We start from the raw sequence: 23,657 nt of genomic DNA on the forward strand, positions 1-23,657 counted from the left end.
GATGTAAACACGAAGTGACTCACAAAATTTGAGGTACACTCACTGCCGGGCTAACAAGGAGATAATGATGGGGAATGAAGGCGTTGTAGCGGTTGAAAAAGCGCTGGCTTTACTGGATTGCTTCCGTCCTGGGGATGAGAGCCTGACGCTGACCGCGCTGGCACAGCTGTCGGGTTATCACAAAACCACGGTTTACCGCTTGATGAATTCTCTTGAACGGATGAATTACGTCGTCAGGCATGAAGACGGCAATTATGCGCTTGGCCCACGTCTGCTTTACCTCGGTAAGCTGTATGAACAATCTTTCCATCTTTCGCGGGTGGTTCAGCCAGAGCTTCAGGCGCTCTCCCTGGCGTCTCAGGAGAGCGCCAGCTGGTATGTGCTGGAGGGTGGGCAGCGCCTTTGCCTGTTTCGCGCGGAAGCGTCGCACGGCCTGCGACACAGCAATCTTCCCGGCAGCCAGTTCCCGCTCGATAATTCGGCCATCAGTAAGGTCTTGCGCCATTGGGGGCTCAATGAGAGCCTGCCAGAGGGAGACGCTGAACTCCCTTTCTACACGTCAGGCGCACGCGATCCCCACACCGCGGCGTTTGCGATGCCTGTCTTCGGCGTTCACGACAAGCTGGTTGCGGCGTTAGCCCTGACCGGCCCCATCTCACGGCTGACGGAAGATCGTCGTGAGAAGGAGATAGGCCCGTTGATGAAGGTGGCGGCCAGCCGTCTGTCGCAGAAAATGGGAGCCAGTAAGCCCTTCTGTCAGCAGTTCTTTGGTGAAACGAGCGACGCGGCGGAAGAAAATCTTTAAACGCAGAAGCGGGACATGTGTCCCGCTTCTGTCATCACGAATGTGTGACCTGTTTTTCGTGTAGCTGAGCGTTGCGTGCCTGTCGTCCCATAATGAGTACCGCGATACCCCCGGCCAGGCACAGCGCGGCCAGCGGAAGCATAGCCAACGTGTAGCTGCCCGTTTGCTCGCTGATCATGCCGTAGGCATTTACCATGACCGCCCCGCCAATCAGGTTCGCGATGGCGCCAATTGCGGCCAGCCCTGCCGCCGCCGAGGAGCTGCTCATCCAGCCGGACGCCAGCGCCCAGAAAGGCCCTTTCATCGAATATGCGCCCGTCAGGATAATGCTCAGGATCACAATAGTGGCAAAGAGCGAGACGCTGACAAAGGCAGCGAACACACCGGCAGCAATCATGAACAGCGTCAGCGCAGTATGCCAGCGGCGTTCATTGGTGCGATCGGAGTGTCGTCCCCAGACAATCATCAGAACCGATGCCAGACCGTAAGGAATGGCGTTAAACAGACCGGTTTGCAGATTATCAAGATGGAAGGATTTCAGCAGCTGAGGAGACCAGACGCTAATAGTGGTGCCCGCGGACGATGCGCCCGCGTAAATCAGCGCCATCAGCCAGATTTGGCGATGCTTCAGCAGCTGCCACGTCGTCTGGTGTCCAATGTTCTTTTGCTGGCTACGCTCGGTCTCAAGGGTGGTTTCCAGCCACTTTTTCTGTTCATCGCTGAGCCATTTCGCCTGATGAGGGCGATCCCGGAGAATAAACCAGGCCGCAATACCCAGCAGCACCGCAGGTAAGCCTTCAATAATGAACAGCAGATGCCAGCCGCGAAGACCCAGCCAGCCATCCAGCGACAGTATCAATCCGGAAAGCGGGGAGCCGATGAAGTTAGCGAGCGGGATGGCGACCATAAAGGACGCAATAATGCGCGCGCGGTAGCGGGCAGGGATCCACCAGGTCAGATACAGCACGACGCCGGGGAAGAAGCCTGCTTCCGCTGCCCCGAGGAGAAAACGGACGATATAGAGCGACGTGGTATTTTGAACCAGCGCCATGCCCATGGAGACGATGCCCCAGCTGATCATAATGCGCGGGATCCACAGCCGGGCGCCGACTTTCTGCATGGCCAGGTTGCTCGGCACCTCAAACAGGAAATAGGCCACGAAGTAAAGGCTGCTGGCGAAGCCAAACGCCGCTTTGCTGAGGCCAAGGTCCTCATTCATCTGCAGCGAAGCCATGCCGATATTCCCGCGATCGATAATCGAGACCAGGTAACTGACAATCAGAAACGGGAGAATACGCCAGATCACCTTCCGCATCGTCTCTCTTTCTATGTCCTCGGTGGCGGTCGCGCCGTTACGTAAATGTTCTGTCATTGTATCCTCGCAGGGTGTGTTCTTTGTTTTATTAGGTACAACTTGGTTTTATTAAACAAAACCACTATAGCGACGGTGCGTTCTTTTTATCCAGTTAATGGAAGGTTTAAATGATGTAAATAAGAGGTGACTCACAGATAGTGCGCTGCGGATATCGCTCAAGGCTGCTGACCAGCCGCAAGCATGACGTGCTGGCAGAGAAATAATCACGTAACGCAATTATTGCACCAACTTTTCCTCTCCATTCAACTAAGCTTCGACCAGATGCCACGCCGCGTTCGCGGGGCCATACTCCTTTTGGTCAGAGCACGTACCATGCAGCTACTCAGCATTATTATTTTGCTTACCCTAACCGTGGTCATTCATTCGCTGTGGATGTTTGGCGTTTTAAAATTCATCACGTTAGACGTCGATTCTGCGGTACGCATTGTTTTACGCAATGTCGGTATCGTTATCTCTATGATTTTCGCCCATCTCCTGGAGGCCGGGCTGTTTGCTGCCTTTTATTTTGTCATCGACGCGTTTAATGACTGGAACACCAGCTTCTACTTTTCGCTGGTGAGCTATGCGACGGTAGGGTACGGCGACGTCACGTTACCCCAGCACTGGCGGCTCATCGGCGGGGTGGAAGGACTGGTGGGCGCGTTGATGGTAGGCTGGTCTGTGGCGGTTCTGGTCGCAGTGCTGCAGCGTTTGCGTGGCATGAGCGCCTAAACGGTAGATGTGCAATCCCCATCTGGTAAGGTAAAGTACACCCCTTACGCGGCCGTCGCGCTGCGGTTTTGAGGGTGGATGTGATAAACAGCCCACCCTTTTTCTCTGCTGGTTTACGCCAGCCTGCATGGTGCTGTGCTTTGCCTCTATAAAAGGGTTTTGTATGTCTGCTGCTCATCTCGGTTTCCCGACGGAAACCGTTGTTGTCTTTGTGGTGATGGCCGTTGGGGCGATGTTTATCGACCTCTTTATGCACCGTCACGAAAAACCGATCTCGCTGAAAAGCGCCGCAATGTGGTCCCTCTTCTGGGTCATGATGGCGATGGCCTTCGCCGGGTTCCTGTACGTTCACCACGGCGCCGAGATGGCGAGCCTGTTCCTCACCGGTTATGCGCTGGAGGAGGTGCTCTCCGTCGATAACCTGTTTGTGATGATGGCGATCTTCGCCTGGTTCGGCGTGCCGGATAAGTACCGTCACCGCGTGCTCTACTGGGGCGTGCTGGGGGCGATTGTCTTCCGCGGTATTTTCGTGGCTATCGGCACCAGCCTGTTAAGTCTGGGGCCCTACGTCGAGGTGATTTTCGCGCTGGTCGTCGGCTGGACGGCGGTGATGATGCTCCGACGCAATGAAGAGAGTGACGAAGTGGAAGATTACTCGGGTCATCTCGCCTATCGCCTGGTAAAACGCTTCTATCCGGTCTGGCCGAAAATCAGCAGCAACGCCTTTATTCTGACGCAGAAAGAGGTGGATGTGGAGCTTGAAAAGCCGGAAAACCAGGACGTGATGGTTGGGCGCGTGAAGAAGGCGAAGCGCTATGCGACCCCGCTGCTGCTCTGCGTGGCGGTGGTGGAACTCTCAGACGTGATGTTCGCGTTTGACTCCGTGCCGGCCATTATCGCCGTCAGCCGCGAGCCGCTGATTATCTACAGCGCCATGATGTTCGCTATCCTCGGCCTGCGTACCCTTTACTTCGTGCTGGAAGCGCTGAAGCAGTATCTGGTGCATCTCGAGAAAGCGGTGGTGCTGCTGCTGTTCTTCGTGGCGTTCAAGCTGGGGTTAAATGCCACCGATCACTTCTGGCATCACGGTTACAGCATTGGCGCGACGGCCAGCCTGTTTGTGGTATTGGGCGTGCTGGCGCTGGGAATTATTGCGAGCGTGATGTTCCCGGGGAAACGAGAAGCCTGATGTACCGCCCGGTGGCGCTTCGCTTACCGGACCTACAGTTCGAATGTAGGCCGGGTAAGGCGCAGCCGCCACCCGGCAAAAAGGCTACTTGATGGGTGAATTCCGGCGCTTGCGCGGCGGGTGGAAGTGCCGCCAGTGCGGATCCTGCGCCGCCGCCAGCAGCTCGTGGTCACCGCGGGTGTCCCCCCAGGCGCGCAGGTGATAGGCGTTCAGATCGCCATACACTTTTTCCAGCCTGGCCACCTTCTGGGCGCAGCGGCAGTTGTGGCCCGTGATGCGCCCCGTCAGCTTGCCGTCTTTCACTTCCAGCTGCGTGCCAATCAGCTTAATGCCCAGTTTGTCAGCCCACGGCTGAAGCACCAGCGCCGGAGACGCGGAACAGATGGTCACCTCCGCACCGGAATTCACCTCGGCCGCCACGGCCAGAACCCCTTCGGGGCGCATCAGCTTGCTCCAGTATTTTTCGCAAAACGCTTCCGCCTGCTGGCGCAACCAGCGTTCATCCACGCCCGTCAGGAACGTTTTGATCAGCACTTCCTTTAGCTCATCGCGCGTCAGCTTGCGACGCACGCAGTGGAGCGTAGGCAGCGCCATACGCACCAGACGGCCCGCGAAGTAGCGTTTCCCGAAGGCAAAGCGCAGGAAAGGAATAAAGCTGTCGTGGTGTGTTAACGTCCCATCAAAGTCAAAGACAGAGAGCACGCTGGATTTCGCCACCGTCTCGTCGGCAATCATATTGGTCATAAATACGTCTTAGCTGAAATACACATTCTGTGGATCAGTTTACCTGCTTTACCAGGACAGTCCTTACATCACCACCATTTTTTTCTCGATCTTGCGATCTCAAAGTGAGTCCATTTTTGGCCTCGATAAGAATTGGTGAAAAAACGATCTGTCTATATTATCGCCACATCGCACGATATTCAGGGGAACCCTTTGGCCCCCACAGGTAAGGAAAAACTCACTCACTACTGCTTTCTTGATATGACTCTTAGATCGTTTATTTCAATCCTGACGTTAAGTTTTGCTTCGTTTTCTGCATTAAGTTTTCAACTCCCCGCGTCGATGCTATCGATGAACAGTGACCTGGCCGTCTCGCCAGCGAAATCTGCACTGATGCAACAGGATACGGGCCCGCTGCGCGCGCGCATCCTTGATCAATACCAAAAGTGGAAGGGGACCCAGTACCAGTGGGGCGGTACCACGCGCCGCGGGGTGGACTGCTCCGCGCTCATGCAGCACCTGTTCAGCGATGTGGCGCATCTTAACTTACCGCGCACGACCGGCGAGCAGATCCACCGCGGGGTGCAGGTGACGCAATACCGCCTGAGGCCCGGAGATCTGGTGTTCTTCCAGACGGGTCCGAACCGCAGGCATGTCGGCGTGTATATTGGCAATAGCCAGTTTATTCATGCCTCAAGCAGCCAGGGCGTCACGGTATCAACCCTGACGGATGCTTACTGGCAGGCGCACTACATTACTGCCCGTCGGGTTGCAGGCAGTGCAGCCTGACAGCCTCAGATGATGTCATCCACGACGCCGCCATCGACGCGCAGCGCCGCGCCCGAGGTGGCGGAAGCCTGGGGCGAACAGACATAAATCACCATATTGGCCACCTCTTCAACCGTGGCCGCGCGCTGGATCACCGAGCTGGGGCGGTTGGCCATCACAAACTCTTTCGCCAGCTGCTCCAGCGATTTACCGGTTTTTTCGATTTCATCCTTCATCATCTCTGCGAAACCGTCCGACATCGTTGGCCCCGGCAAGACGCTGTTGACCGTCACGCCGCTTCCCGCCACGAACTTCGCCAGCCCGCGCGCCAGGGAGAGCTGCGCCGTTTTGGTCACGCCGTAGTGGATCATATCCGCCGGGATATTGCAGGCCGACTCGGAGGAGATAAACACCACCCGTCCCCAGCCCTTTTGCACCATGCCCGGCAGGAGGGCGCGGGAAAGACGCACGCCGGACATCACGTTGGTCTGCCAGTAACGCTCCCAGGTTTCATCGTCGGTGGCATAGAAATCCTGCGGGCCGTAAATCCCGGCGTTGTTAACCAGAATATCGACGTTATTCGCCACCTTCAGCAGCGACTCGACCCCTTCCGCCGTGCTGAGATCGGCAATCGCGGCGCGCACCTGCACGCCCGGCACCACCTGCTGCAGCTGCTGGATGCCTTTATTCACCGATTCCGTGCTGCGGCCATTAACGATCACCTCGGCACCGCTTTCTGCCAGCCCTCTGGCAATGGCGAACCCGATCCCGCCGGTTGAGGCGGTCACCAGCGCCACTTTCCCCGTAAAGTCGATTTTCATCATCCGCTCCTTATCGTTTTAACGTTCGGACCTTAAAGCGTAGCAGGTGAGGATGACTGCTCCTGGCTAAAAAGGCGCAGCAGCGTCTCCACCTGCTCGTCAAGCGGGGCGAGGGAGCGCTTAACAATCAGGTGAAGCGGCGTCGCTCTGCGTGCACCGTGGCTCAGCGGCAGGCGTTTCAGGATGCCTTGATCCAGCTGGGTCAGGATGCGTTCCTCTGGCAGCCAGCCGTAGCCGACCTGAGAGAGGACGGCCTCAATGGCGGCATCGATGGTGGAGAAGGTCCATGACTCACCGGCCGCGCGCGCGGCGGGCTGGCTGTCCGCAATCTGAATGAGCGGCCACGGGCGTAGCATGTCGTCGTTAAGCGGCGCGTCGAGGTGAAAGAGAGGATGCTGATGGTGGGCCACGGCAACAAAGTCGATATTCATCAGCCATTCGCCGAGCCCGGTCATGTCCTGGCGGCGGGTGAGGACCATCACATCGGCTTCGTCGTTAATGGCATCGTCCCGGGTGTTTTCCAGCACCTCGGTGAGGCGTACCTGGGTTTGCGGATACTGCTGCTGGAACTGGCGCAGAATGGCAAACAGGCGGCGGCGAGGGAAAATGGAATCCACCACCAGATCCAGCCGCGTGCGCATTCCGTTGCGAAGGGTCGCTGCGCGCGTCTCAACGTACGAAAAGGCTTTCAGCAGCGGTTTCACCTGGTTGAGCAGCAGTTCTCCTGCCGGCGTTAACACCGCCCGTCGTCCTTCCGGCACCAGGAGGGTCACGCCCAGCCGCTCCTGCAGCAGCGACAGGTTATAGCTCACCGAGGACTGGCTGCGGTGGGTTTCTTCTGCGGCTTTGGCAAAGCTGCCCGCCTCGACCACTCTTTCCAGTAAAGACCATTGTTCCAGCGTCGTCTTATGCATAATTTATCTAAAATTTGGATGAATTTTATTAAAACATAGCGTTATTCATTCAATTTTTGAAGGGGTACGATCGTCTCATCAAAACAAAGGAGACATCTTATGAACACCTTCGACAAACACGACTTAAGCGGCTTCGTTGGCAAACACCTTGTTTACACCTACGACAACGGCTGGAACTACGAGATTTACGTCAAAAACGAGACGACCCTGGATTACCGTATTCACAGCGGTCTGGTGGCAAACCGTTGGGTGAAAGATCAGCAGGCTTACATCGTGCGGGTAGGGGAGAGCATCTATAAAATTTCCTGGACCGAGCCAACCGGTACCGACGTCAGCCTGATTGTGAACCTGGGCGACAAACTGTTCCACGGCACCATCTTCTTCCCGCGCTGGGTCATGAACAACCCGGAAAAAACCGTCTGCTTCCAGAACGATCATATTCCGCTGATGAACAGCTACCGTGATGCGGGCCCGGCGTATCCAACCGAAGTGATTGATGAATTTGCCACAATCACTTTTGTACGCGACTGCGGTGCCAATAATGAAAGCGTGATCGCCTGTGCGGCCAGTGAATTACCGAAAAACTTTCCAGATAACCTGTAATAAGCGCGACAATTAACTAAATAGAAAAGTTCCCGGCTATTTCATATTATTTTGAAATAGCCGGGATTTTTTTTGTTTGTTGAGGATTGGTTTAAATGTTTCCATTTCAAAATGTTGCGGAAGATCACATCAAAAATATTTAATATAAAATTAACTTGTTGTTTTTCAATTGGCTGCTAGTTGTCTTATAACGTTGTAAACGTTGTCTTAATTTTTCCCTAAGGAAAGAGAGCTACTTTGATATGAGTTTATGGTTCGTTGAAATAAGCGGGCTGGCATTTGGTTAATATCAAAAACATGCCATTTTGATTGCAAGGAAATTAATAATGAGTGATTTTCTGCCTTTTTCGCGGCCGTCGATGGGCGCTGAGGAAATTGCGGCGCTTCAGGACGTTTTGATGTCGGGCTGGATCACCACAGGGCCTAAGAATCAGCAACTTGAAGAGGCATTCTGTCAACTTACCGGGAATCAGCATGCGATTGCCGTCTGTTCCGCCACCGCGGGCATGCACGTTACGCTGATGGCGCTGGATATTGGCCCGGGCGATGAAGTTATTACCCCTTCCCAGACCTGGGTCTCCACGCTGAATATGATCGTATTGCTGGGCGCCACGCCGGTCATGATTGATGTGGATAAAGATACATTAATGGTGACGCCAGAAGCCGTGGAAGCCGCTATTACTCCGCGCACTAAAGCCATTATTCCCGTTCACTATGCCGGCGCGCCGTGTGATATCGACGCAATTCATGCCATCGGTGAACGTCACGGTATTCCGGTGATTGAAGATGCGGCCCATGCCGCCGGAACGTATTACAAAAACCGTCACGTGGGCTGGAAAGGAACGGCAATTTTCTCCTTCCACGCCATTAAAAACATGACCTGCGCGGAAGGCGGCCTGGTGGTCACGGATAATGCCCAGCTGGCACAGCGGATCCGCAGTCTGAAATTCCATGGCCTCGGCGTAGATGCCTATGATCGCCAGACGCACGGTCGCGCGCCGCAGGCGGAAGTGATCGCGCCGGGCTATAAATACAACCTGGCGGACATCAACGCCGCGCTGGCGCTGGTGCAGTTAGGCAAACTGAAAGAGGCCAACAGGCGCCGTGAGGAAATAGCACAACGCTACCTGCGCGAGCTTGCCGATACGCCGTTCCAGCCGCTGAGCATTCCGTCATGGCCACACGTTCACGCCTGGCACCTGTTTATTATTCGCGTTGATGAAGCGCGCTGCGGGATCTCACGCGACAACCTGATGGCGGCACTGAAGGAGCAAGGCATCGGCACCGGCCTTCATTTCCGCGCGGCGCACACCCAAAAATACTACCGCGAGCGTTTTCCTGATGTATCGCTTCCGAATTCGGAATGGAACAGCGCGCGTATTTGTTCTCTCCCTCTTTTCCCGGACATGACTCATGACGACACAACCCGCGTCATTACCGCGCTCCATCAGCTTGCAGGACATTGATATGTTCAGCGCACCGCCTGTACAAAAAGTATCCGTGGTCATCCCGGTTTATAACGAGCAGGAGAGCCTGCCCGAACTGATCCGCCGCACAACGGCCGCCTGTGACACGATGGGCAAGGCCTACGAAATTCTGCTGGTGGATGATGGCAGTAGCGATAATTCCGCGCTGATGATGACCGAAGCCGCGCAGGCCGAAGGCAGCCACATCGTTGCCGTGCTGCTCAACCGTAACTACGGCCAGCACTCGGCGATTATGGCGGGGTTTAGCCACGTCACGGGCGATCTGATTATCACCCTGGACGCGGATCTGCAAAACCCGCCGGAAGAGATCCCGCGCCTGGTGGCCAAAGCCGACGAAGGCTATGACGTGGTCGGCACGGTCCGTCAGAACCGTCAGGACAGCCTGTTCCGCAAGCTGGCCTCGCGCACCATCAACCGTCTGATCCAGCGTACGACCGGTAAAGCGATGGGCGATTACGGCTGCATGCTGCGCGCCTACCGCCGCCATATCGTCGACGCCATGCTGCATTGCCACGAGCGCAGCACCTTCATTCCGATTCTGGCGAATACCTTTGCCCGTAAGGCAACGGAAATCCCGGTTCTGCACGCCGAGCGCGAGCACGGGGAGTCGAAGTACAGCTTTATGCGCCTCATCAACCTGATGTACGACCTCATCACCTGCCTGACCACCACGCCGCTGCGTCTGCTGAGCGTGTTCGGCAGCATCATCGCCGTGGCCGGTTTTGCGCTGTCCGTTCTGCTGGTGGTACTGCGCCTGGTCTTTGGCCCGCAGTGGGCGGCGGAAGGGGTCTTCATGCTCTTTGCCGTGCTGTTTATGTTCATCGGCGCCCAGTTTGTCGGAATGGGTCTCCTCGGTGAATACATTGGCCGTATCTATAACGACGTTCGCGCGCGTCCGCGCTACTTTATTCAACGTGTTGTCCGTCAGGAACACAAAGCATCTCAAGAGGAAATTCACCCATGAAAGCTGTTGTATTTGCCTATCACGATATGGGGTGCACGGGCACGCAGGCCCTGCTGGAAGCGGGCTATGACATTGCGGCAATCTTTACCCATCCGGACACGGCTGGAGAGAATAACTTTTTCGGCTCCGTGGCGCGTATCGCCGCCGAGCGTGGTATTCCGGTTTATGCGCCAGACGACGTCAACCACCCGCTGTGGGTGGAGCGCATCCGCGCCCTCGCGCCTGACGTCATCTTCTCGTTCTACTATCGCAACCTGCTCTCCGACGAGATCTTAGGCCTGGCTGCAAAAGGCGCCTTTAATCTTCATGGTTCTCTGCTGCCTGCCTACCGTGGCCGCGCCCCGCTGAACTGGGTGCTGGTGAACGGTGAAACGGAAACGGGCGTGACGCTGCACCGCATGGTGCGCCGTGCGGATGCGGGCGCTATCGTGGCGCAGCAGAAGGTCGCTATTGATGCGGACGACACCGCGCTGCAGCTGCATCAAAAGCTGAACGCGACGGCACAGACGCTGCTGCGCGATGCGCTGCCGGGCATCCTTAACGGCACCTTCAGCGAGACCGCGCAGGACGAGAGCAAGGCAAGCAGCTTTGGTCGCCGCGCGCCGGAAGATGGTCGTCTGGACTGGAACAAACCGGCCCGCCAGCTGCACAACCTGGTGCGCGCCGTGACCGACCCGTGGCCGGGCGCCTACAGCTTTGCGGGCGTCAGCAAGTTCATCGTCTGGAAATCCCGCGTGCGTGACGACATTCCGGCGGCAAAACCGGGCACCGTCGTCTCCGTCTCCCCGCTGATTGTGAGCTGCGGCGAGCAGGCGCTGGAGATCGTTACCGGCCAAACCGACAACGGTCTGTACGTTCAGGGCACCCAGCTGGCGCAGTCGCTGGGGCTGGTGGCCGGGGCGCTGATCACCAGCGCGCCGGTGGTGGCCATCAAACGCCGTACCCGCGTGCTGATCCTCGGCGTGAACGGTTTTATCGGTAACCACCTGACCGAACGTCTGCTCAAAGACGATAACTACGAAATCTACGGCCTGGATATTGGCGCGGATGCGATCAGCCGTTTCCTCGACAACCCGCGCTTCCACTTCGTGGAAGGGGACATCAGCATCCACTCCGAGTGGATTGAATACCACATTAAGAAATGCGACGTGGTGCTGCCGCTGGTCGCTATTGCCACGCCAATCGAGTACACCCGTAACCCGCTGCGCGTGTTCGAGCTGGACTTCGAAGAGAACCTGAAGATCATCCGCGACTGCGTGAAATACGACAAGCGCATCATCTTCCCGTCCACCTCTGAAGTGTACGGCATGTGTACCGATAAGAACTTCGATGAAGACACCTCCAACCTGGTGGTCGGGCCGATCAACAAACAGCGCTGGATTTACTCCGTCTCCAAACAGCTGCTGGACCGCGTGATTTGGGCCTACGGTGAGAAAGAGGGCCTGCGCTTTACCCTGTTCCGTCCGTTCAACTGGATGGGTCCGCGTCTGGATAACCTGAACGCAGCGCGTATCGGCAGCTCCCGTGCGATCACCCAGCTGATCCTGAACCTGGTGGAAGGCTCGCCAATCAAGCTTATCGAAGGCGGGAAACAGAAACGCTGCTTTACGGATATCAGCGACGGTATCGAAGCGCTGTTCCGCATCATCGAAAACAAAGATAATCGCTGCAACGGTGAAATCATCAATATCGGCAACCCGGACAACGAAGCGAGCATTCGCGAGCTGGCCGAGATGCTGCTGGCCAGCTTTGAGCGCCACCCGCTGCGCGATAAATTCCCGCCGTTTGCCGGCTTCCGCGAAGTGGAAAGCAGCAGCTACTACGGTAAAGGGTATCAGGACGTTGAGCACCGTAAGCCAAGCATTCGCAATGCGAAGCGCTGCCTGAACTGGACGCCGACGGTGAAGATGGAACAGACCATTGATGAAACGCTTGATTTCTTCCTGCGCACCGTGGAGCTGTCGGAACAGGTCTCATGAAAAAAGTCGGTTTACGCATTGATGTCGACACCTTCAGGGGAACGCGTGACGGCGTACCCAAACTGCTGGAACTGCTGAGCAAGCACGGCGTGCGCTCCAGCATTTTCTTCAGCGTGGGGCCTGACAACATGGGACGCCATTTATGGCGTCTGGTTAAACCGGCATTTCTGTACAAAATGCTGCGCTCGCGCGCAGCATCCCTCTACGGCTGGGATATTTTGCTGGCCGGCACCGCCTGGCCCGGCAGACGCATCGGCGCGGGTAATGAAGCGGTTATCCGTGAGGCGGCGCAGCATCATGAGGTGGGTCTGCACGCATGGGATCACCATGCCTGGCAAGCCTGGGCGGGCGTCTGGGATATCCCGCGCCTGTCCCGTGAGGTCGAGCGTGGGATGCTGGAACTGGAGGCCATTATCGGTCAGCCCGTGTGCTGCTCCGCCGTGGCGGGATGGCGTGCGGATCAGCGCGTCGTGAAGGCCAAAGAAGCCTTTGCGTTTCGCTACAACAGCGATTGCCGCGGAACCGGGCCCTTTTTGCCGCTGTTGGGCGAAAATCGCTACGGTACGGTGCAAATTCCGGTCACGCTTCCCACCTGGGATGAAGTGGTCGGGCGCGAGGTGAAAGCTGATGAGTTCAATCGCTACATCCTGGACCGCATTCATCGTGACGCCGGTACGCCGGTGTATACCATCCATGCCGAAGTGGAAGGGATTGCGTATCAGCATGATTTCGACGAACTGCTGACGATGGCCGCTCAGGAAGGCATTGCGTTTTGCCCGTTAAGCGAGCTGCTGCCAGACGACCTCAGCACCCTACCCGTGGGCAAAGTGGTCCGCAATGAACTGGCTGGCCGGGAAGGCTGGCTTGGCTATCAACAAACCGTGAGTCCGGTCCAATGAAAACAGCCCGTTATGGCTTAGCGCTTCTCGCACTGTTTATCGTTTACTACCTCATCCCGGTTGATATCCGCCTGCTTTGGCAGCCTGATGAAACGCGCTATGCGGAAATCAGCCGCGAAATGCTGGCCTCCGGAGACTGGGTTGTCCCGCATTTTTTGGGGCTGCGTTACTTTGAAAAGCCGATTGCCGGCTACTGGATCAACAGCATCGGGCAGATGCTGTTCGGGCACACGAACCTCGCCGTGCGCGCCGGGTCCATCTTCTCCACCGGTTTAGCCGCGCTGCTGGTCATCTGGATGGCCTGGCGTCTCTGGCGGGATAAGCGGACAGCCCTTTTCTCCGGCCTGATCTTCCTGACCCTGTTCCTGGTGTATGGCATCGGCACGTATGCGGTGCTGGATCCTATCATCACCCTGTGGCTGGTGGCGGCGATGTGCAGCTTCTGGCTGGCGTCACAGGCCCAGACCGTTGCCGGAAAAGCGGGCGGCTATGTGCTGCTTGGGCTGGCCTGCGGGATGGGGGTGATGACCAAAGGCTTCCTGGCACTGGCGGTACCGGTGATTGGCGTGCTGCCGTGGGTGATCGCCCAGAAGCGCTGGAAAGAGGTGCTGATTTTTGGCTGGCTCGCGATCCTGAGCTGCGTGCTGATTGTTCTGCCATGGGGGCTGGCCATTGCGCAGCGTGAGCCTGACTTCTGGCGTTACTTCTTCTGGGTTGAGCATATTCAGCGTTTTGCCCAGAGCGACGCGCAGCACAAAGCCCCGTTCTGGTACTACGTGCCGTTCCTGATCGCGGGTAGCCTGCCGTGGCTGGCGCTGCTGCCCGGCGCGTTCCGTCTTGGCTGGCGTGACAGACAAAACGCGGGCGGCGGGTTCTATCTGCTGGGTTGGGTGGTGATGCCGCTGCTGTTCTTCAGCATCGCCAAAGGCAAGCTGCCGACCTATATCCTGCCGTGCTTTGCCCCGCTGGCGATCCTGATGGCGCGCTATGCCTGCCTCGCGGCGGAGAAGGGCGCCAGAGCGTTACGCATTAACGGCGGGATCAACCTGGCGTTTGGCGTTATCGGCATGGTGGCGGCGCTGGTGGTCTCCCCGTGGGGGGTCGCTAAGCATCCGGTCTGGTCCTCGGTTGAACTGTATAAAGTGTTCTGCGCGGTGGTCGCGTTCCTCATCTGGGCCGCGGTCGGCTGGTTTACGTTCAGGCAGAGTCAGCAGCGCTGGTGGCTTGCGGCGCTCTGCCCTGCGGGCCTGGCGCTGCTGATCGGTTTTGCCATTCCTAACCTGGTGGTGGATTCCAAACAGCCGCAGTCGCTGGTCGACACCGTGCGCGAGCCGCTTCAGGACAGCCGATTTGTCTTGGCCAATAACGTCGGCCTGGCCGCTGGCCTGGCGTGGGAGCTGAAGCGCAATGACATCACGCTGTTTGGCCAGAGCGGCGAACTGCGCTACGGGCTGGATTATCCTGATGTGAAAGATCGTTTTGTCGGTAAAGATGACTTCGCGCAGTGGCTGGCTGAGCACCGTCAGCAGGGACGCGTATCGCTGGTGATTCTGCTGTCAAAACGCGATGACCTTTCGCGGGCGAATCTGCCAGAACCGGACAGCCTGTATATCCAGGGCCGTCTGGCCTACCTGCAGTATCTGCCGAAGTGATGACCTGGATCTGGCTGGTACTGGCAAGCCTGCTCAGCTGTGCGGGGCAGCTGTGCCAGAAACAGGCTACCCGTCCGGCGAAAGCCGGGCGGCGTGGCGTGCATATCGCGCTGTGGCTTGGCCTGGCTCTGCTGGCGCTGGGCAGCGGGATGCTGGTCTGGCTGGTGGTGCTGCAGCGCCTGCCTGTCGGCATTGCCTACCCCATGCTGAGCCTCAATTTTGTCTGGGTGACGCTGGCGGCGAAGGTATTCTGGCGCGAAAACGTCGCCTGGCATCACTGGCTGGGGGTGGGGTTGATCATCATTGGGATTGTTATCCTGGGAGGGAGCCTGTGAAAGGGGCGTTCTGGGCCTTATGCAGCGTGCTGTTAGTCAGCGCCGCGCAGCTGCTGCTGCGCGAGGCCATGCAGGCTCTGCCTCCGGTCAGCGAGATTATGACGTTTATTTCCGCGCTGTGGCACGTCTCGTCCGGCACGGGCGCGCTGCTGCTGGGGTTGATGGGGTATGTGGCTTCTATGGGCTGCTGGTACCTGGCGCTGCATCGGATGGCGCTCAGCAAAGCGTATGCCTTGCTGAGTCTTAGCTATATCCTGGTGTGGGGCGCCGCGATCCTGCTGCCGGGCTGGGGAGAAAGCTTCTCCTGGCACGGGCTGGTCGGCGTTGTGTTTATTATGTTGGGTGTACTGGTGATTTTCCTGCCCCGACGTGGATAATCGACTCGGTGGTCAGGGTGTAAGGGGTCGACGTACAAACGGCCAGGCTGAGTGAGCCGATCTGCACCTGGCTGACCGAGTGCGACGGCGCCGTGCTGTCGATGCTGACAATCTGCCAGGCGCTACCGCCACGCTGTTTGATGATTGCCTCTTTTCGCGTCCAGATACGCCAGAAGGCGGCAAGCCGTTCCTCTGGCGCTTCGCGCTCAAGCTCATCATGCTCCGTCATGCTGAAGACGGCATTCGCCAACGCCTGCCAGTTCTTCCTGGGGCGAATCACTTCGATATCACAGCCGACTTCGCCTTCATCGCTCATCAGCAAGGCGATATCGTCACCGCTGTGGCTCAGGTTGAACCACAGCGGATGGCCCTCCGCAAAGGCCGGTTTCCCCTGCTCGCCGTAAATAATGTCGGGGAGCGGATGAGGGGATAACGCTCTGGCGAGCAGCATCCTGCCAGCCAGCCATGAGGCATTGCGAGCACCCTGAGGTGCGCTGTCTGCGAGCGTTGACGCCAGCGGGTCCGCGCAAAGGGTGGGTATTTTTCCCAGTACAAACTGGTACATAGTTACGCCCAGCGTTTAATGATAATCGAGGTGTTGATGCCGCCAAACGCGAAGTTATTGCTCTGCAGATACTCGCAATCGATCTGGCGGGCTTCTCCCATAATATAATCTAAAGCACCACATTGCTCATCCGGTTGCCTTAAATTGAGTGTCGGGGCAAACCAGCCTTCACGCATCATCTGTAAACTCATCCATGCTTCCAGCGCGCCGCAGGCTCCGAGCGTGTGGCCAAAATAGCTCTTCAGCGATGAAATCGGCACGTTGTCACCATAGATAGCGGCAGTGGCCTGGCTTTCAGCAATATCGCCGCGATCGGTGGCAGTACCGTGTGCGGAGATATACCCCATATCCAGGGCGCTTAATCCCGCCATGGCCAGCGACTGCTCCATACAAATCTGCATGGTTTCACGCTGAGGCTGGGTGATATGGGCCGCATCACAGTTAGTGGCAAAGCCCACGATTTCGCCGTAGATAGTGGCCCCGCGCGCTTTGGCATGCTCCAGCTCTTCGAGTATCAGGGTACCCGCGCCTTCCCCAATCACCAGACCATCGCGCTGCGTATCAAACGGCGAAGGGGTGGTTTTGGGTTCATCGTTACGCTGGCTGGTTGCAAACAGCGTGTCAAACACCGCCGCTTCAGACGGGCACAGCTCCTCAGCGCCCCCCGCAACCATAACGGTCTGATAGCCGTGGCGAATCGCCTCCCAGGCGTAGCCAATTGCCTGGCTGCCGGACGTACAGGCGCTTGAGGTCGGGATGACGCGGCCACGTAATCCAAAGAACAGTCCGGTATTCACCGCGGTGGTGTGCGGCATCATCTGCACGTAGGTTGTGCCGGTGATGTTATTGGTGTGCTTTTCGGTGAGCATAGTGGCGAATTCGCTGACGGGCCCGGTACTGCCTGTGGATGAGCCATACGCGATACCCGTTTGCCCATTGGTGAGCACCGCCTCGCCAATCAGCCCCGCCTGCTCCAGCGCCAGCTCGGTGGCGCGGGTCGACATCAACGACACGCGGCCCATGGCGCGGATCCGTTTGCGGGTATAATGTTCCGGCAGCGTGAAGTCATCAATCGGCGCGCCCAGCAGGGTGTGCAGGCCATCATAGACCTGCCACTCCGGCATTTTACGCACCGCGTTTTCATACGCCAGCAGCCTGCTGGACACGGATTGCCAGTTTTCGCCAAAGGCGGTCACGCCGCCCATGCCCGTAATCACCACGCGACGCGTCATAGCATTCCTCCGTTAATGGAAATGACCTGGCGGGTGACGTAACCCGCAATATCTGACATCAGATAGCTTGCCAGCCCGGCGACCTCCTCAGCCTGGCCCATGCGTTTCATTGGAATGATGGACATCGCTTCTTTCAGCGCGGTCTCTTCCATTTCAATCATTCCGGTATCAATCAGCCCCGGCGCAATGCAGTTCACGGTGATTTTGCGTTTTGCCAGCTCAATCGCCAGCGCTTTGGTGGCACCGATAATGCCCGCTTTTGCCGCGCTGTAGTTCACCTGCCCGCGGTTACCCATCACGCCGGACACGGACGATAGGGTGATAATGCGTCCCCCTTTACGGGTGCCAATCATCGGCATAATGCAGGGGTGAATGACGTTATAAAAACTGTCGAGATTGGTGTGGATCACGCTGTCCCAGTCGTCTTCACTCAATGCCGGAAAGGCGCCATCGCGGGTGATACCCGCGTTGCTGACCACGCCATACCATGCGCCATGGGCTTCAATGTCCTGTTCCAGCACCTCGCGGCACTGTTCGCGGTTGCCCACATCAAACGAGAGTAAACGGCCGTTGCCGCCCGCCTGCGTGATGGCGTCCAGCGTCTCCTGCGCGCCTGCGGCATCACGATGGTAATGCACGCCTACGGTAAATCCGTCGGCGGCAAGCTGTCGGGCGATGGCGCGCCCTATGCCTTTGCTGGCCCCGGTGACCAGTACGGAACGACTCATGCGTTAGATCCCTGATTAAAAAGCGAGGTTAATTCTTCTGCGCTTGGCTGGAAGGTGTTGACCCGGCCCGTGGCCAGCGTCTCTTCATTAGCGGAAATTGCGCATTCAAAACTGCCGAAGCGTTCGTCCTGCATCAGCAGCTTAACGGTGATGTCCAGCGTCAAGCCTGCGGCGAAACGCCCGCTGGCGCAGATCAGTTCACGCGCGCCGAGCACCATGCCCAGCGCAATATGCTCCTGCCCCTGCTGCTGGCGATGCCAGCCGGACCAGACGCCGATGGTCTGCGCCATCAGCTCGAGCGCGTACCAGCCCGGCAGGTCGCCATCGGCATTCAGAAAGGGTGCCAGCACGCTTTGTCTGTCTATCGCGACGCGGCATACCGCCATGTCGTCCGTCACATTCTCAACGGACTCCAGCAACATCATGGGCGCATCGTGCGGCAAATAGGCTTCGGGTGATAAGTAGCTCATGACGCTCTCCCCAGCAGAATGCTGGCGTTGTTGCCGCCAAACGCGAACGAGTTAGACAGAATGACCGGCTTTGTCAGCGCGGTGCGCTGGTGCAGCAGACCGCACGGCGCCAGCGTGTCGTCCGGTGCGTAGCGGGCGAAGTCCTGCGGCGGTAAGGGCAGATCGCGCGTCAGAATCAGCCAGCTCAGGGCCGCTTCGGTGATACCGGCAGCGCCCAGCGTATGGCCGGTAAGGTGTTTAGTAGAGCTACAGGGCACGCTTTCCCCAAAGAGATCGTGTATCACCTGCGATTCAATCTGATCGTTAAGCGGCGTGGCCGTGCCGTGCAGGTTGATGTAGCCGATATCTCCGGGCTGCATACCCGCTTCGTTGAGCGCCTGCGTGATGGCCCTGATCGCCCCTTCGCCCTGCGGATGCGGAGCGGAAATATGGTACGCATCGCTGGATTCACCCGTCCCGAGCAGCGCCACGTCCGCGGGCTCACGGCTAAGCACCATCAGCGCGGCGGCTTCACCGATGGTGATCCCCCGACGGTCGCGACCAAAAGGCTCGCAGAGCGTAGGGGAGAAGGATTCAAGGCTGTTAAACCCGTTGACGGGCATCCGGCTCAGGGTATCTGCTCCGCCAACAATCGCGATGTCCACCAGCCCGGCTTCAATCAGACGTTTGCCGCCAATCATCGCCCGCGCGCTGGAAGAGCAGGCTGTCGAGATCGTATAGGCCGGGCCTTCGAGCTGAAGCCAGTTGGCGAGGAAGCGGGACGGATCGCCGAGCTCCTGCTGCGGGTACTGCCAGTGCGTGCTCGCTTCGCCATGGGTCATGCGCTGCACGTGCTCATCGCCTTCATCCAGCCCAGAGGTGCTGGTCCCCAGCACCACGGCCACCCGATCGCGGCCGACGCGGGCGATAGCCTCGTCGACGGTCGACTGAATCTGCGCCAGCGCGGCCAGCAGAAGCTGGTTGTTGCGGGTGCGGTGTGCGGACAGCGTTTCCGGGATGGGCGGCAGTTCGCCTTCCACACCGCCCAGCACGGCGTCGGGTGAACCCTGTAACCAGCCGGTTCGGGCATGCATACCCGGCGCTGCGCCCGTCACCAGGTTAGCAGCGATTTCATCATGCGAGTTGCCCAGCGCGTTGACCATGCCAACAGCGGAAATATAAATCATCTCAGTCACCCAGATATTGAATGGTGATGTGGTATTTAAAAACGTGTTGCTCGATGCTGATCGGCTCGCGCTTGCCTTTACGCTGCAGGTAGACAATCTCCGTCACCAGCTTGCCGCTGGCGTTACGCAGTTCGCGCCGATCGCCCGTGTCAGTCAGCGTCCAGCCCTTCGGCAACTGCGGCTGCCAGGCGCTAATCGGCCAGTGGCTGAGCATCACGTCGGCCAGCACCTGGCTGGCGGGCGGCAACTGCGGCACAACGATCGACTGCTCGGTATGAATACCGGTCTCATCGTACGTCGCCAGGAACAGACGAATGCCCACGGAAGAGAGCCCGGCCAGCGTCACTTTATGCGCATCCGCGTTGAGCATCACCAGCAGGGACTGCGTTTGCCCGTTAAAGCTGCCGGTCAGCAGCTGCTGGGAGCTTACCGCCGGGCTAATGCCGGGCGGCGGGAGCGTAACGCGGGTTCCCGGCTGGAGCCAGGCCTGGGGACGCGTCTCTTGGGTATCGGTCGAATGGCTGCAGCCTGCCAGCAGCAGCGCCGCGGTTAGCGCGACGGCGCGGTAAAAAGCGTTCATTTACGTTTTCTCTCTTTCTTATCCGGCATCGCCAGCGGCGCCAGCAGGAAGGCGGTAAAAATACCGCTCACCAGCACGATACCAAAGCTGCTGATGGCCTGCGTGGCGCTGAAGACGAGCATGCCCAGCGTCAGCAGCGTGGTCATCATCGCCAGCGTAATCGCCAGCATCGAGGTCAGCGGCGTGCCGCGCGGGTTGCTGAAAAACAGCGTGTAGTTAATGCCAATGCCGAGCACCAGCACCAGCGCCAGCAGTGAAAACAGGTTTACCGGGTGGCCCGTTGCGGCCAGTACCGCCAGCCCGCAGCTCAGCGACAGCACGGACGGCACCAGGCTTATCAGTCCCTTACGCCAGCCGAGGCGCACCATCGCCCCGCAGGCAATCACCGCCAGCGCGGCAAACAGGAGCCCCGTCAGCAGCGTGCGGTAGAGGGCAAACAGGGTGTCAAAACTGGCTTTGCGATCGACCCAGACGACACCGTCATGGCGCGCGGCCAGCTCGCCGAGGGCCGCGCTGTTTTTTGCGTCGTCCACCGGCACGAGCACGCCGCTTTGACCGTCGGGCAGGGTCAGCCAGAGCAGACGCCAGCCTTCGCTGGCCGGGCTTTTAAGCCACGCGTCCACGCTGACCGGCATGGCGTCCAGATTCGGGGAGACGGCGTTGAGCCCTGCGCTTTTCAGCACGTTCGTTACCGCAGGCGCGGCGTTTTGCAGCAGCGTAAGATCGCTTTTCTGACGGGCCAGCGAGTTCAGCGGCAGGGTGCGCCAGCGGGTAATTTCTCCCGCTTTCTGCGCCTCTGCCAGCGCCGGGGTAAAGGCTTCCAGCCGCTCCAGCGTTTGCTGAGGCGAAGCGCCATGAACCACAAACCATTTCTGATCCACGCTCTGTCCGGTCAGGGCGGTAATGGCCTTCTCCTGCGCCAGAATATCTTTCGGCAGCGCCTGCAGCTGGGCGATGTCGTCGTCCACCTTCAGCGTGCTTATTCCCACGGCGGAGAGCAGCGCCAGCGCGACGGGAAGACCAATTGACAGTTTTTTACTGCGTCGCCAGGCGGCCAGCCAGCGCAACATCAGGACCATAAAGGGAACCGGGCGCACCGGTAACCCGCGGCACAACCACGGATGCCAGAAAATCACCGTCAGGCAGGAGGCGCTGAGTCCCACGGCAGCGAACACTGCCATCTGGCGGATCCCGGGGAAGGGGGCCAGCATCATAATCAGGTAGGCGGCGACGGTCGTCAGCAGCGCCAGCAGCAGCGCATTGCGAACTTTGGCCAGGCTTTGCCAGGGAGTATGCTCCGCGCCGTGTACCATCCGTTCGGTCAGGTAGTAAAGCGTGTAGTCTGCCGAAATTCCGATGATGCTCATGCTCATCACCAGCGTCATCAGGTGCAGCTCGCCAAAGAGCAGCAGCGTCACCACCGTCCCCGCCAGCGCGCCGATGGCAATGGAGAGCACGCTCAGCAGCAGCGGGCGCAGAGAGCGGAACACCGCCACGATGAGCAGGAACACGCCAAGCAGGGTGGCGATACCCAGCGTCGAAACATCACGTTTGGCCTGCTGGCTGGCGTAATCGCTGTAGAACACGGTCCCGCGGGAAAGCAGCTGTGCCTGAGGGTAGCGGGCTTTCAGCGTCTCCTGCAGCGCGTTAAGCGTCGTCACAAGCCGGTGGGTCTGCTGCATATCAAATGATGAGCCCGCCAGCTCGCCGTGGAGCAGATACCAGTAGTTTCCCGCCTCATCTTTTGCGACCAGCCAGCCGTCCATCAGCCGCAGCTTCTGGCCGTTTTGCGCCAGAGCGAGCTGCGAGCCGCGCATCAGCATCAGGGGATCGTTTTGCAGCTCTTTACCGCTGACGCCGGAAAAGGCCGAGTAGAGCTGAGATAAAATCCACTGCGCCTGCGCTTCTCCGCCGTTTTGCAGGCGGGCGCGGGTGGCGGGGTCAATCAGGCCATTTCGGTGCTGCCAGAAGAACTCTCCCCAGGCCTTTTGCCCGGCGGCGTCCATCGGGCCTTTGACCTCGCTGAGCGAATCAGTGCTTTGCAGCAGCGCCAGCCACTGCTGTGCCACGCGCGGATCCGGCTCTTTGCCGGGGCTGACCAGCCAGACCAGCTGGCGGTCGAGACGCTGCATAAACCCGTCGTTGAGCGCCGGCGGGATCGCCCCCAGCGTCTGCTTCGGCAGCATGGCCAGCACGCTGCTGTTCAGTCGCGCGCCGGGCAGAAGCGACAGCAACACGCCCAGCAGAATCAGGCATAGCGTGGCCCACAGCAGCGCCGGGCGCAGGGATTTACGGTGCGGCAAAGCGTTGGCGTTCGTCATCGGTCAGGCTGGCGGGCGTCAGTTGGTGGCGAGAAAGGGCGATATCGGTACGGTCGCCCTGTTTGTCGTTGAGGCGAATCGTTTCCAGATAGGTCGCGCCGCCCAGATCGAGGGTGGCGAAAATCTTGTCCAGCGGCGTCGTTTTTGGCGTAAGCACCAGCGACCAGCGGCCCGCTCCCAGGTCTTTAAAATCGATGCGGAAGTTCTCTTCCAGCACCTTGCGGTCCGCCTGGAACAGGGCGCGCAGAAGATGGTTGAACTGGAACATCTGCGGATTATTGTCGGCAGTGATGGTTTGCGGCGGCTGGCCGTTAATCGCCTGCACCATCCGTTTATCGTCCAGCAGGAGCGTCATCGGAAACGGCGCTTTTTGATCCCACAGCAGGCCGCTGTCGCGGGCGATCAGCATCTCGCCCTGCGAGCGCAGCGGCTGCGGCATATCTTTTATCGTGCGAACCTGTTCGAAGTGCGCGCGCACCACGGGCTGCTCGGTGAAGCGCTGCTGCAGCTCATCCAGCGTCACGGCGCTGACCAGCGGGCTGACGATCAGCGCCAGTAAAGGCAACCATCTCATGGTGTTACTCCCATACGTTCAAACAGTATTGCCGGGCTCACAAAGCACATTTCGCGGGTCGCTTCTTCCACCGCCACCTGAATGGTGTAACCGGTGGTCGTGCGTTTGCCGGTCTGCGCATCGAAAATTTGATAGGCAATGCGCAGGCGGTTTTCATACTCTTCAATGTGCGCGCGGACGCGAATACGCTGCTCAAAGGTCACCGCATCGCGGTATTTCACCCGGGTGTCGACGACGGGCCAGACGTAGCCGGAGGCCTTCATCTGGCGATAGCCATAATCAAACTGATTGAGCAGCGCCTCGCGGGCGATCTCAAAGTAGCGGAAATAGTTACCGTGCCAGACCACGCCCATCATATCGACGTCGTGGAACGGAACGGTGATTTCGACTTCAGTCGTAAAGCGGGGATCGGTCAGCAC

At 58.6% G+C, this 23,657-nt stretch carries 25 protein-coding genes; 12 read left to right on the plus strand and 13 right to left on the minus strand.

All coding sequences use genetic code 11. The features are described 5' to 3' along the window. Window positions 1-67 precede the first annotated feature (67 nt). Window positions 68-805: an IclR family transcriptional regulator gene (locus AA74_RS0100460; protein WP_025910224.1), complete on the plus strand. Its 738-nt coding sequence runs from the start codon at window positions 68-70 to the stop codon at window positions 803-805. A gap of 34 nt (window positions 806-839) precedes the next feature. Here AA74_RS0100460 and AA74_RS0100465 read toward each other — a convergent pair whose 3' ends face one another. Then, on the minus strand, window positions 840-2,177 hold the full coding sequence (locus tag AA74_RS0100465; RefSeq protein ID WP_025910226.1) for an MFS transporter: 1,338 nt from the start codon (window positions 2,175-2,177) through the stop codon (window positions 840-842). A 315-nt stretch (window positions 2,178-2,492) separates the two neighbouring features. Here AA74_RS0100465 and AA74_RS0100470 point away from each other — a divergent pair, with 315 nt between their 5' ends. Both AA74_RS0100470 and AA74_RS0100475 read left to right on the plus strand, forming a co-directional pair. Next, window positions 2,493-2,891 carry a potassium channel family protein gene (locus AA74_RS0100470; protein ID WP_008503110.1) on the plus strand — a complete coding sequence of 133 codons (399 nt, stop codon included), beginning with the start codon at window positions 2,493-2,495 and terminating at the stop codon, window positions 2,889-2,891. Window positions 2,892-3,054: 163 nt separating this feature from the next. Continuing rightward, window positions 3,055-4,080: a TerC/Alx family metal homeostasis membrane protein gene (locus AA74_RS0100475; protein ID WP_025910228.1), complete on the plus strand. Its 1,026-nt coding sequence runs from the start codon at window positions 3,055-3,057 to the stop codon at window positions 4,078-4,080. Window positions 4,081-4,164: 84 nt separating this feature from the next. Here AA74_RS0100475 and AA74_RS0100480 read toward each other — a convergent pair whose 3' ends face one another. Further along, the gene (locus tag AA74_RS0100480; protein WP_023294747.1) at window positions 4,165-4,824 is read right to left on the minus strand and encodes an HAD family hydrolase; all 660 of its coding nucleotides are present in this window, start codon (window positions 4,822-4,824) and stop codon (window positions 4,165-4,167) included. A gap of 321 nt (window positions 4,825-5,145) precedes the next feature. Between AA74_RS0100480 and AA74_RS0100485 the strand changes: the two genes are divergently transcribed. Continuing rightward, the gene (locus tag AA74_RS0100485) at window positions 5,146-5,592 is read left to right on the plus strand and encodes an NlpC/P60 family protein (RefSeq protein WP_008503106.1); all 447 of its coding nucleotides are present in this window, start codon (window positions 5,146-5,148) and stop codon (window positions 5,590-5,592) included. Between the two features lie 5 nt (window positions 5,593-5,597). On the opposite strand, the gene AA74_RS0100490 is transcribed toward AA74_RS0100485, so the two are convergent. Further along, window positions 5,598-6,392 carry an SDR family NAD(P)-dependent oxidoreductase gene (locus tag AA74_RS0100490; RefSeq protein WP_021242161.1) on the minus strand — a complete coding sequence of 265 codons (795 nt, stop codon included), beginning with the start codon at window positions 6,390-6,392 and terminating at the stop codon, window positions 5,598-5,600. Window positions 6,393-6,424: 32 nt separating this feature from the next. Then, window positions 6,425-7,306, minus strand: coding sequence for a LysR family transcriptional regulator (locus AA74_RS0100495; RefSeq protein WP_025910236.1), 882 nt, complete (start codon window positions 7,304-7,306; stop codon window positions 6,425-6,427). A 99-nt stretch (window positions 7,307-7,405) separates the two neighbouring features. Between AA74_RS0100495 and AA74_RS0100500 the strand changes: the two genes are divergently transcribed. The 8 genes from AA74_RS0100500 (at window position 7,406) to arnF (ending at window position 15,602) form a co-directional block, all read left to right on the plus strand. Next, window positions 7,406-7,909 (plus strand): phenolic acid decarboxylase, encoded by a 504-nt coding sequence (locus tag AA74_RS0100500; RefSeq protein ID WP_008503103.1) that lies wholly within the window; start codon window positions 7,406-7,408, stop codon window positions 7,907-7,909. Window positions 7,910-8,235: 326 nt separating this feature from the next. Continuing rightward, entirely contained in the window at window positions 8,236-9,375 is a 1,140-nt protein-coding gene (gene arnB, locus AA74_RS0100505; protein ID WP_025910240.1) for a UDP-4-amino-4-deoxy-L-arabinose aminotransferase, read from the plus strand. A 1-nt stretch (window position 9,376) separates the two neighbouring features. Then, window positions 9,377-10,360: an undecaprenyl-phosphate 4-deoxy-4-formamido-L-arabinose transferase gene (gene arnC / locus AA74_RS0100510; protein WP_008503101.1), complete on the plus strand. Its 984-nt coding sequence runs from the start codon at window positions 9,377-9,379 to the stop codon at window positions 10,358-10,360. Then, window positions 10,357-12,339 (plus strand): bifunctional UDP-4-amino-4-deoxy-L-arabinose formyltransferase/UDP-glucuronic acid oxidase ArnA, encoded by a 1,983-nt coding sequence (gene arnA / locus AA74_RS0100515; RefSeq protein ID WP_025910241.1) that lies wholly within the window; start codon window positions 10,357-10,359, stop codon window positions 12,337-12,339. Before arnC ends, arnA begins: the two co-directional genes overlap by 4 nt. After that, window positions 12,336-13,238: a 4-deoxy-4-formamido-L-arabinose-phosphoundecaprenol deformylase gene (gene arnD, locus AA74_RS0100520; RefSeq protein WP_025910243.1), complete on the plus strand. Its 903-nt coding sequence runs from the start codon at window positions 12,336-12,338 to the stop codon at window positions 13,236-13,238. The genes arnA and arnD overlap by 4 nt, the downstream gene beginning before the upstream one ends. Continuing rightward, a complete protein-coding gene (arnT, locus tag AA74_RS0100525) occupies window positions 13,235-14,890 on the plus strand; it encodes a lipid IV(A) 4-amino-4-deoxy-L-arabinosyltransferase (protein ID WP_025910246.1) in 1,656 nt (551 codons plus the stop codon). The genes arnD and arnT overlap by 4 nt, the downstream gene beginning before the upstream one ends. Then, entirely contained in the window at window positions 14,890-15,225 is a 336-nt protein-coding gene (gene arnE, locus AA74_RS0100530) for a 4-amino-4-deoxy-L-arabinose-phosphoundecaprenol flippase subunit ArnE (RefSeq protein ID WP_023345053.1), read from the plus strand. Before arnT ends, arnE begins: the two co-directional genes overlap by 1 nt. Continuing rightward, on the plus strand, window positions 15,222-15,602 hold the full coding sequence (gene arnF, locus AA74_RS0100535) for a 4-amino-4-deoxy-L-arabinose-phosphoundecaprenol flippase subunit ArnF (RefSeq protein ID WP_023345052.1): 381 nt from the start codon (window positions 15,222-15,224) through the stop codon (window positions 15,600-15,602). The genes arnE and arnF overlap by 4 nt, the downstream gene beginning before the upstream one ends. Here arnF and acpT read toward each other — a convergent pair. Genes acpT through AA74_RS0100585 form a run of 9 tightly spaced genes read right to left on the minus strand, consistent with a single transcriptional unit; the run spans window position 15,559 to window position 23,657 of the window. Further along, a complete protein-coding gene (gene acpT, locus AA74_RS0100540; protein WP_023345051.1) occupies window positions 15,559-16,167 on the minus strand; it encodes a 4'-phosphopantetheinyl transferase AcpT in 609 nt (202 codons plus the stop codon). The two genes, arnF and acpT, sit on opposite strands and share 44 nt — an antisense overlap. 2 nt (window positions 16,168-16,169) lie before the next feature. Further along, a complete protein-coding gene (locus tag AA74_RS0100545; protein WP_021242168.1) occupies window positions 16,170-17,399 on the minus strand; it encodes a beta-ketoacyl-ACP synthase in 1,230 nt (409 codons plus the stop codon). Next, window positions 17,396-18,127: a 3-ketoacyl-ACP reductase FabG2 gene (locus AA74_RS0100550; RefSeq protein WP_023345050.1), complete on the minus strand. Its 732-nt coding sequence runs from the start codon at window positions 18,125-18,127 to the stop codon at window positions 17,396-17,398. Before AA74_RS0100550 ends, AA74_RS0100545 begins: the two co-directional genes overlap by 4 nt. Beyond that, window positions 18,124-18,597: a dehydratase gene (locus AA74_RS0100555; protein WP_023345049.1), complete on the minus strand. Its 474-nt coding sequence runs from the start codon at window positions 18,595-18,597 to the stop codon at window positions 18,124-18,126. Before AA74_RS0100555 ends, AA74_RS0100550 begins: the two co-directional genes overlap by 4 nt. Continuing rightward, complete coding sequence (locus tag AA74_RS01000000121875; RefSeq protein WP_032667186.1) at window positions 18,594-19,763, minus strand: beta-ketoacyl-[acyl-carrier-protein] synthase family protein; 1,170 nt, start codon at window positions 19,761-19,763, stop codon at window positions 18,594-18,596. Before AA74_RS01000000121875 ends, AA74_RS0100555 begins: the two co-directional genes overlap by 4 nt. Window position 19,764: 1 nt before the next feature. Beyond that, the gene (locus AA74_RS0100570; RefSeq protein WP_008503090.1) at window positions 19,765-20,343 is read right to left on the minus strand and encodes a DUF3261 domain-containing protein; all 579 of its coding nucleotides are present in this window, start codon (window positions 20,341-20,343) and stop codon (window positions 19,765-19,767) included. Next, entirely contained in the window at window positions 20,340-22,664 is a 2,325-nt protein-coding gene (locus AA74_RS0100575; protein WP_025910256.1) for an MMPL family transporter, read from the minus strand. The genes AA74_RS0100570 and AA74_RS0100575 overlap by 4 nt, the downstream gene beginning before the upstream one ends. Continuing rightward, window positions 22,633-23,238: an outer membrane lipoprotein carrier protein LolA gene (locus AA74_RS0100580; RefSeq protein WP_025910258.1), complete on the minus strand. Its 606-nt coding sequence runs from the start codon at window positions 23,236-23,238 to the stop codon at window positions 22,633-22,635. Before AA74_RS0100580 ends, AA74_RS0100575 begins: the two co-directional genes overlap by 32 nt. Further along, window positions 23,235-23,657, minus strand: coding sequence for a thioesterase family protein (locus tag AA74_RS0100585; protein ID WP_008503087.1), 423 nt, complete (start codon window positions 23,655-23,657; stop codon window positions 23,235-23,237). The genes AA74_RS0100580 and AA74_RS0100585 overlap by 4 nt, the downstream gene beginning before the upstream one ends.

This window comes from Enterobacter sp. 5-4, from assembly GCF_000612205.1.
GTDB classification, from domain to species: domain Bacteria; phylum Pseudomonadota; class Gammaproteobacteria; order Enterobacterales; family Enterobacteriaceae; genus Enterobacter; species Enterobacter roggenkampii.